We start from the raw sequence: 7,724 nt of genomic DNA, 5'->3' as shown, positions 1-7,724 counted from the left end.
CACACAACACCCCAACGGTCGGATCAACGGACGTCGCCGCACATCCAACCGCCGGAACAGTCAACCCGGTGAACCTTCCCGGTCAGAGCACTAGGGACCGGAGGGCTTTGTACTTCCAGCCGAGGACCCCAGTGGCGATAGTTAGAAGGCCGACGCCGAGCCCGGTCACGACCGTGCCTGCGCCGGGCTTGCCTTCAGTTGACCCGGTCGAGACATGTCCCGTCTGGATCGTGTGCCGTCGAAGATCATCGAGATCGTCGCTCCCATAGGAGCATGATCCGCATCGGTAATCGGTCACCGGTCAATCCTCTCCCCTCAGGGAGACGACACTGCCACAGCTCATGTGCTTCCGGCAGCCACTTAGTCAGCTCCGTCCGGGTACGCTGGGTGGGACATCTGGTGGCGTTGGGCTGATGAGCCGGATGGGGCGGATGGGAGTCCACCCGGTATCAGGGCTCTTCTGCTGCCTTCTGGGTTCATGGCCCATCTGTGGACTGGCACCGGCCCAGTCTCCACACCCTGACCTGACCCTCACCAGCGAACTCACAAGTGTCTCCGGGCGGGTGAGAACAGGCGCAAGTGATCATCTGCGCGTCGTGCGAACGTGCGCTGCCCCGGGCCGATCCATGCGTGCCCGATGAGTGCCCGGTCGTGCGGCGAACCCCGGTCAGACACGGTCATCAGCGCGGCTGGTCACGCCTTCTCGGGACATCGTACGAGCAGGCACCGCTTTTCACGGCCCCGCACCCCGTGATTCCCAAGCTCAGGGCACGGGCTAGTCTGAACGCTGCGGTGACGCCCACTTCAGCCGGCGCGCCGGGTGCGGGTGGCCGCCGCATTGGCCAGTGCCGCAAGCTGGCGAGCTGCTGCGGCGGGGAGCGCCAGGCAGATCAACCCCGTGCCGTCGGACGAGGTGTCAGCTCGGGCCGTGATGGTGGTCGTGTCGATGCCAGCGTCCCGGAGTGCGGCGAGGAGTTCGGCTGCCGCGTCGGTTGCTTCGCGCCAGCCGCCGACGTAGTCGATGCCGGGGGACCAGAGCATCGTGGTCGGGTCGAAGTCGTCTCCGTCGCAGGCGGGGTGGTCAGTGGGAGGCATCGGGATCACGTCACTCTCTCCACGTGGTGGCTGGACTGTGGCCGTGGCGTGCCGTGTTGGCCAAGGCATGGCAAGGGCCCCGGTACCATTCGGCACCGGGGTCCCGTGTGACCCCTGCGCCGGACCATCCCGGAAGCTGCCAGGCGGAGGGGTGGTCCGGTCTTGCGTATGCGGTTGTGCGGTCGTTGTTGTGGGGACGACCTCCCGGCTGGGGAAGGCCGGGAGGCCGCCTTCCGCCCGAGCGTGACCAGGGCTCAGGCGGCTACCGCGTCCGTCACCCGGACCCAGGGAGTGACGCCGGTCCGGCTGCCATGGACGGGCGCGGAGTCTGATCGGCGGTGGGAACCGGGCCGCCCTCGTGGTCGAAGCGGCAGAAGACGCTCTTGCCGCCCTCGTCGCGAGGGGCCCACCACGCGGCGTCGGAGAGGGACTGGATGATCAGCAGCCCCCGCCCGCTGTCAGCGAGCAGCGCGTCAGACGACGCCTGCGAGTCCTCCGGGAGGAGGAAGTCCCCGGCGGGGAGCATCGGGGGTGTGGAGTCCTCGTCAGACACTTCGAGGAACAGGCACGTCGGCCAGGCCCGGAAGGTCACCGTCACGCGACGTCCGCGGCCGCCCGCGGTCGAGCGCCAGCCGTCGGGTACGGCGTGCTGTGCGACGTTGCCCACCAGTTCGGACAGGCACATGGTGACGTCGTCGACGAGGGGGTGGAGTCCCCAGGCGTGCAGGATCTCGAAAGCCGTCCGGCGTATGACCGATCCCGTGTCGGGTGCGTCCGCGTCGAGGGTCACCGCGCGGAAGCGTTCCGATCCGGCCAGAACGCTGGGCTCCAACGGAGCGGGGTGCGCCGTACGCAGGGGCCGGCGGTGGGTGTCTCGCGAAGTCATCGCGTTGTCCTCCGTCCGTGGCGGCCGGTCCGCCGCCGTGTGCGGCAAGTCAACGGCGAAGGGGATCGCGGCGGCAGTGTTCATGGAGGGGTACGCGTGAACAGGGGAGTTCACCACGCGCTCGGGGGGTTCATGCGTAAACCCCCGTACAACGCCCAGAGCCCGTGACACCATGGCCACTTGCCGTCATCGCCCGATGACAGGGGGATCATGAGCAGGGAACCCAACCACCGGTTAGCCGCTGTCATGGCCGAGGCCGGCGCCTCCAAGAAGGGCCTCGCCCGGCGGGTGCAGGAGGTCGCGCTACGGCACGGCGCTCACGTCGGCACCACGCACGTCGCCGTTCAGCGCTGGCTCGACGGGAGCGGCATCCAGGCCTCGACCGCGGCGTACGTCGCCGAAGCCCTGAGCGGCAAGGTCGGCCGCCGGATCACCCCGGCCGATCTCGGCTTTTCCACCGCGACCATCACGCCGGTGCCGGTCGGCACCAGCTACGCCACCTCGCTGGGCGACGCCCTCGGGATACTCGACGGCCTGACACAGGTCAGCCCGGAGGAGGAGCCGCCCAACGCCGAACTGCTCGCCGACGGCGAAGTGAACTCCGCGGTGCTGTCATGGCTGGTCTCGCGACCCGACGGCCTGCCCACCGAGTCGACGAGCACCAGGCGTATCGGCATGCGCGACGTGGCGGCCGTTCGTACCGCCGCCGAGATGTTCATGCGGCTGGACTTCCTCTACGGCGGAGGCCACGGCCACAAGGCGCTGCGGCACTACTTCCGCCATGAGGTGTTGCCGCTGCTCAGCGCAGGCTACAGCGAACGTGTCGGTACCGCGCTCTTCAGCGCCGCCACCGAGATCGCGCAACTCCTTGCCTGGACGGCATACGACAGCGGGAACCACAATCTCGCCGACCGCTACTTGCTCTCCACGCTCCGGCTGACCCAGGTCACGGGCGACCGCATGATGGGGTCGCGCATCCTCGCGAACATGAGCCACCAGGCCAACTACCTGGGGCAACAGCCCAAGGCCGCGAGGCTGGCCCGCGCCGCCGTCGAGGGAGGCGGCAACGGCCGCGCCACGCCACGGGCCATGGCCCTCTTCGCAGCCCACGAAGCGCGCGCCCTGTCCACCGCCCAGGACCTCAAGGGCGCCCACCTGGCCATGGCGGAGGCCGAACGCCACCTGGAGCGCGCAGGCACCGCGCAGGACCCGGACTGGCTGGCGTACATGGACGAGGCCGAACTCGTCGGAGAGTTCTGCCACTGCTTCCGCGACCTGGGCGAGTCCGGGCAGGCCGTCGCCTACGCCGAGCGGGCCGTGGCCCTCACCGATCCGAGGTACGCCCGCACCCTGGGCTTCTGCCGCATGGTGCTCGCCCAGAGCCAGCTACTCGACGGGCAGTTGGAAGCCGCCGTGACCACCGCGGGTCTAGCCGTCACCGAGGGGGACGCGCTCCAGTCGGCCCGCTTCCAGCGCTACATCACCGACTTCCAGCGCGAGGTCTCACCACACGCGACGAACCCGGCCGTGCAGCAGTTCAACGAACACGTCCGCGCCGCCCTCGCCGACCTGGACGACGAGTAACCCCCGCCGTCAGCCCGGGTGCCAGCACCGCGGAGCCGAATCGTCCCGCAGCGAGGCGATCCGGCGGCCGTACTCCCGCGCGATCTCGCCGCTCTCCCCGATGTTCTGCATGAGCCAGGTCGTCATCTTGAACTCCTGGATCGCGCGCAATGTCGGGAACCCGTCCCAGTCGCGCAGGTCCCGCCCGTACTCACCCGTGAAGCCCGCGTACTGCTCGCGCGTCTGCCACGCCAGGCTGTCGTACTCGGTGGCGGTGACCATCAGGTCCCACTCGGGATGGTCGAAGCTGAAGTTCTCGAAGTCGATCAGGACAGCCTCGTCACCGCGGTTCACCATGAGGTTCTGTACGTGGGCGTCCCCGTGGACCGCACCCTTCGGCGAGTCGAACCGGGTTTCCGCGAGCCGTTCGCGCAACTCGGCGCCGCGCTTGCGCAGGAACTCCCGGTCGTCCTCCGGTATGCCGACGACCCGCTCGATACGCAGACCCGAGCGCCCGAACACGTCGTACGGCGGCAGGTCCAGGTCCGCGGGCGGCCGTAGCGCGTGAAGGTCACGCAGGATGCCGCCGAGTTCGCCGTAGGTCGCCTTGCGGTCGCTCTCCTCGATCAGGTGCCAGAAGGTCACCGGATGCCCGGAGACCACGACGGCCTGCTCGACATCCTCCACGACCCGTGACGCGGGGAACCCCTCAGCCTCCAGCCACCGCGAGACGCGCACCTCCCGCCGCGCGTCATCCAGGTACTCCGCCGAACGCGCGATGCGCACGATGACCGCGTGCCGCTCCAGCCGGAAGAGCGCGTTCTCACCCAGCCGGATCAGCCGCGCCCCGTCGGAGGCCAGCCCGACGGCATCGCACGCGCCAACCATCACCTGATGTGCGCGAGCCGAGGTGAATTCCTCCGGTTCCCCGCGCGCAGCACCGTACGACGGCATACCGCAACCACTCCCCGAACCCATCGACACGTGCGGACCTGCGACCGCGCGCCACCGTGGCAGTCAGCGACACGCAGCGTTGACGACTCCGACGGTACCGACCGGGGGAAGGTAAGGACGAGCAGCAGTGGTGACGAGGCGTCGGTGCGCGCCTGCCGCGTGCCCACGGCGGCGCCTCTTCCGATCGCGGGAAACTGATCTCCCCTCCCCTGCGCCCCATGGGTAGTCTCAGCACTGATCCACAGACCCCCAGGGCCGCCACGAGCAGTACGGGGGCGGCCCCGGAGGTCGGCACCAGGTCGACACCAGACCACGTACAGTCCGGTTTCAACCAGTATGAACAGGGATTGAGGGCAGACCGTGAAGCAGACCCTGACCTGCACAGACGCCGATCAGAGCGGTATGCCCCCCGACCCTGCGATGAACTTCCAGTTCACCGGCCAGAGGGCATACCGCATTCGGAACGGCCGTCTCGACGGCCAGGTCAAGGACTTCGCCTACCAGGCCACGACCACCGACTTCTGGCGGTCGATGGAGCGGGTCGGCGGACCCGAGACGTACGTCCTCGGTGGCGCGTTCAACTGCGGCAAGGCGCAGCCGGGGCAGGTCGCGGCGGTCAGCCACGGCTGCCCGTCGGCGCTCTTCCGGGGCGTCAACATCCTCAACACGACGCAGGAGGCCGGCCGATGACTTCCGGAGCGAGCAAGCCGCACGAGATCGTCGAGCGGGCGCTCGACCTGTCGACGGCCGACGGGTGCGTGGTCATCGCCGAGGAGGAGTCGAGCGCGAACCTGCGCTGGGCGGGCAACGCGCTCACCACCAACGGCGTGACGCGGGGCCGTACGCTCACCGTCATCGCGACCGTGGACGGCACGCAGGGCACCGCGTCCGGCGTGGTGTCGCGCTCGGCGGTCACGGCCGACGACCTGGAGGGCCTGGTGCGGGCCGCGGAGGCCGCCGCGCGCGAGGCCGGACCGGCGGAGGACGCGCAGCCGCTGGTGAGCGGGGTGCCGCAGTCGGCGGACTTCACCGCGCCGCCCGCCGAGACCGGCTCGGAGGTCTTCGCGGCCTTCGCGCCCGCGCTGGGCGAGGCCTTCGCGGCGGCGCGGGCGGGCGGGCGGCTGCTGTACGGCTTCGCCTTCCACTCGATGACGTCGACGTACCTGGGCACCTCCACCGGGCTGCGGCTGCGGCACGACCAGCCCACCGGCACCCTGGAGCTCAACGCGAAGTCGCCGGACGCGGCCCGCTCGGCGTGGGCGGGCTGCGCGACGCGGGACTTCCGCGACGTGGACCCGCTGGAGACGGACGCGGAGCTGGCGCAGCGCCTGGCGTGGGCGGAGCGGCGGATCGAGCTGCCCGCGGGGCGGTACGAGACGCTGCTGCCGCCGTCCGCGGTCGCGGACCTGATGATCTACCAGCTGTGGTCGTCGGGCGCGCGGGACGCCGCCGAGGGCCGCACGGTCTTCAGCAAGCCGGGCGGCGGCACCCGGGTCGGCGAGCAGCTGTCGCAGCTGCCGCTGACGCTGCGCAGCAACCCGGGCGAGCCGGGCCTGGAGGCGGCGCCCTTCGTGGTGGCGCACTCCTCGGGCGACGACGCTTCGGTGTTCGACAACGGGCTGCCCGTCGCCCCGGTCGACTGGATCCACGAGGGCACGCTGCGGCACCTGCCGACGACCCGGCACAGCGCCCAGCTCACCGGGCTGCCGGTCGCCGCGCCCGCCGACAACCTGGTCCTGGAGGGCGGCGGCAAGCAGTCGCTGGCCGAGATGGTCGCCGGGACCGAGCGCGGGCTGCTGCTGACGTGCCTGTGGTACATCCGCGAGGTGGACCCGGCCACGCTGCTCCTGACCGGGCTGACCCGGGACGGCGTCTATCTCGTCGAGGGCGGCGAGGTGACCGGGGTGGTCAACAACTTCCGCTTCAACGAGTCGCCCGTGGACCTGCTGGGCCGGGCGGCGGAGGCGGGCCGTACCGAGCGGACCCTGCCGCGCGAGTGGAGCGACTGGTTCACCCGGGCCGCGGCGCCGGCGCTGCGGATCCCGGACTTCAACATGAGTTCGGTCAGCCAGGGGGTCTGACGGCCCCGGAGGGGGCGAGAGTCCCGGGGGGACGAGATCCCGGGGGGGACGAGGGAGATGAACGAGAAGAACACGGTCAGGGCGTCGAAGTTCCTGGCGCGGGTGCTGCGGCACGAGCCGGAGCTGATCGGCGTGACGCTCGACGAGGGCGGCTGGGTCGAGGTCGATGTGCTGCTCGCCGCGTGCGCGGCGCACGGCAGGCGGCTGAGCCGGGCCGAGCTGGAGCATGTGGTCGAGGCCAACAACAAGAAGCGGTACGCCCTCTCCGAGGACGGGCGGCGGATCCGGGCGAGTCAGGGCCATTCGGTCACGGTGGACCTGGGCCTCGCCCCCGCCGTGCCGCCGGACGTCCTCTTCCACGGCACCGCGACGGCCACCGTGCCGCTGATCCTGCGCGAGGGGCTGCGGCCGATGTCCCGGCAGGACGTCCACCTGTCGGCGGACCGGGAGACCGCCGTACGGGTGGGCTCCCGGCACGGCCGCCCCGCCGTGCTCGCGGTGGACGCCGTGGGGCTGGCCGCCGCCGGGCACGTCTTCCGGCGCAGCGCGAACGGGGTGTGGCTGAGCGGTCCGGTGCCGCCGGAGCGGCTGCGGCTGCTGCCGTCCTGACCCGCACCCGGGGACGGATACGGATACGGGTACGGGCGCGGCTCAGCGCGTCATCGTGCGGCGGCGGCGCTGGTTCGCCTTGTGCGCCGCCCACACCGCGTCGCCGATCGCGACCAGCACGATCGCGCCGACGAGCTGGAGCACGTGCCGCGTCCAGTCGATGCCCTTGGTGTCGCGGACACCGAGCCAGCCGGCCACTCCGTTGCCGAGCAGGCTGCCGCCCATACCGCAGAGCACGGTGAGCCACAGCGGCAGCACCTGCCTGCCCGGCAGGATCGCCTTGGCGATCAGGCCGAGCACGAGTCCGACGATGATCGCCCACAGCCAGCCCATGCCGCTGCCTCCTCGTTCGCCGGGCGCGCGGCGCGCCCGCGTGCCGTGCCGTCAGTTTCCGCCGGGTCCGGCGGCGGCGCATGTCGGGCACGGGGGGCGAGATCGCGCCAAACTCCGGAAAGGCGGCGAGACCGTACCTCCGGATGGCGCCCCGCTCTGTGGCGTGCGGCGGCCGGAGCGTACCGTGGTGCGGAGCCGGCGCG

Annotated in this window: 7 protein-coding genes and 1 pseudogene; 4 read left to right on the top strand and 4 right to left on the bottom strand. The window is 70.9% G+C overall.

Going from position 1 to position 7,724, the window contains the following annotated elements:
- Positions 1-804: 804 nt before the first annotated feature.
- Both ACWERV_RS08385 and ACWERV_RS08380 read right to left on the bottom strand, forming a co-directional pair.
- The gene (locus ACWERV_RS08385) at positions 805-1,095 is read right to left on the bottom strand and encodes a hypothetical protein (RefSeq protein WP_452930334.1); all 291 of its coding nucleotides are present in this window, start codon (positions 1,093-1,095) and stop codon (positions 805-807) included.
- A gap of 274 nt (positions 1,096-1,369) precedes the next feature.
- A complete protein-coding gene (locus ACWERV_RS08380) occupies positions 1,370-1,927 on the bottom strand; it encodes an ATP-binding protein (protein WP_452930331.1) in 558 nt (185 codons plus the stop codon).
- Positions 1,928-2,227: 300 nt separating this feature from the next.
- Here ACWERV_RS08380 and ACWERV_RS08375 point away from each other — a divergent pair, with 300 nt between their 5' ends.
- Positions 2,228-3,565, top strand: a complete 1,338-nt coding sequence (locus tag ACWERV_RS08375) for a sporulation protein (RefSeq protein ID WP_452930328.1) — start codon at positions 2,228-2,230, stop codon at positions 3,563-3,565.
- Positions 3,566-3,574: 9 nt separating this feature from the next.
- Here the strand turns inward: ACWERV_RS08375 and ACWERV_RS08370 are convergent, their stop codons facing one another.
- On the bottom strand, positions 3,575-4,498 hold the full coding sequence (locus ACWERV_RS08370) for an aminoglycoside phosphotransferase family protein (RefSeq protein ID WP_452930327.1): 924 nt from the start codon (positions 4,496-4,498) through the stop codon (positions 3,575-3,577).
- A gap of 423 nt (positions 4,499-4,921) precedes the next feature.
- On the opposite strand from ACWERV_RS08370, the pseudogene ACWERV_RS08365 reads away from it, so the two are divergent.
- From ACWERV_RS08365 to ACWERV_RS08355, 3 genes and pseudogenes are all read left to right on the top strand, one after another.
- Positions 4,922-5,188 (top strand): annotated as a pseudogene (locus tag ACWERV_RS08365) (metallopeptidase TldD-related protein); the annotation flags it as partial.
- A complete protein-coding gene (locus ACWERV_RS08360; protein ID WP_452930324.1) occupies positions 5,185-6,579 on the top strand; it encodes a metallopeptidase TldD-related protein in 1,395 nt (464 codons plus the stop codon). The pseudogene ACWERV_RS08365 and the gene ACWERV_RS08360, both read left to right, overlap by 4 nt.
- Before the next feature lie 57 nt (positions 6,580-6,636).
- A complete protein-coding gene (locus tag ACWERV_RS08355; protein WP_452930322.1) occupies positions 6,637-7,188 on the top strand; it encodes an RNA 2'-phosphotransferase in 552 nt (183 codons plus the stop codon).
- A gap of 42 nt (positions 7,189-7,230) precedes the next feature.
- Here the strand turns inward: ACWERV_RS08355 and ACWERV_RS08350 are convergent, their stop codons facing one another.
- Positions 7,231-7,521, bottom strand: a complete 291-nt coding sequence (locus tag ACWERV_RS08350) for a GlsB/YeaQ/YmgE family stress response membrane protein (RefSeq protein WP_398192837.1) — start codon at positions 7,519-7,521, stop codon at positions 7,231-7,233.
- Positions 7,522-7,724 lie beyond the last annotated feature (203 nt).

This window comes from Streptomyces sp. NPDC004031, assembly GCF_053604375.1.
The sequence above is the reverse complement of the archived record's forward strand: the minus strand, read 5'-3'. Positions and strand labels throughout refer to the sequence as shown.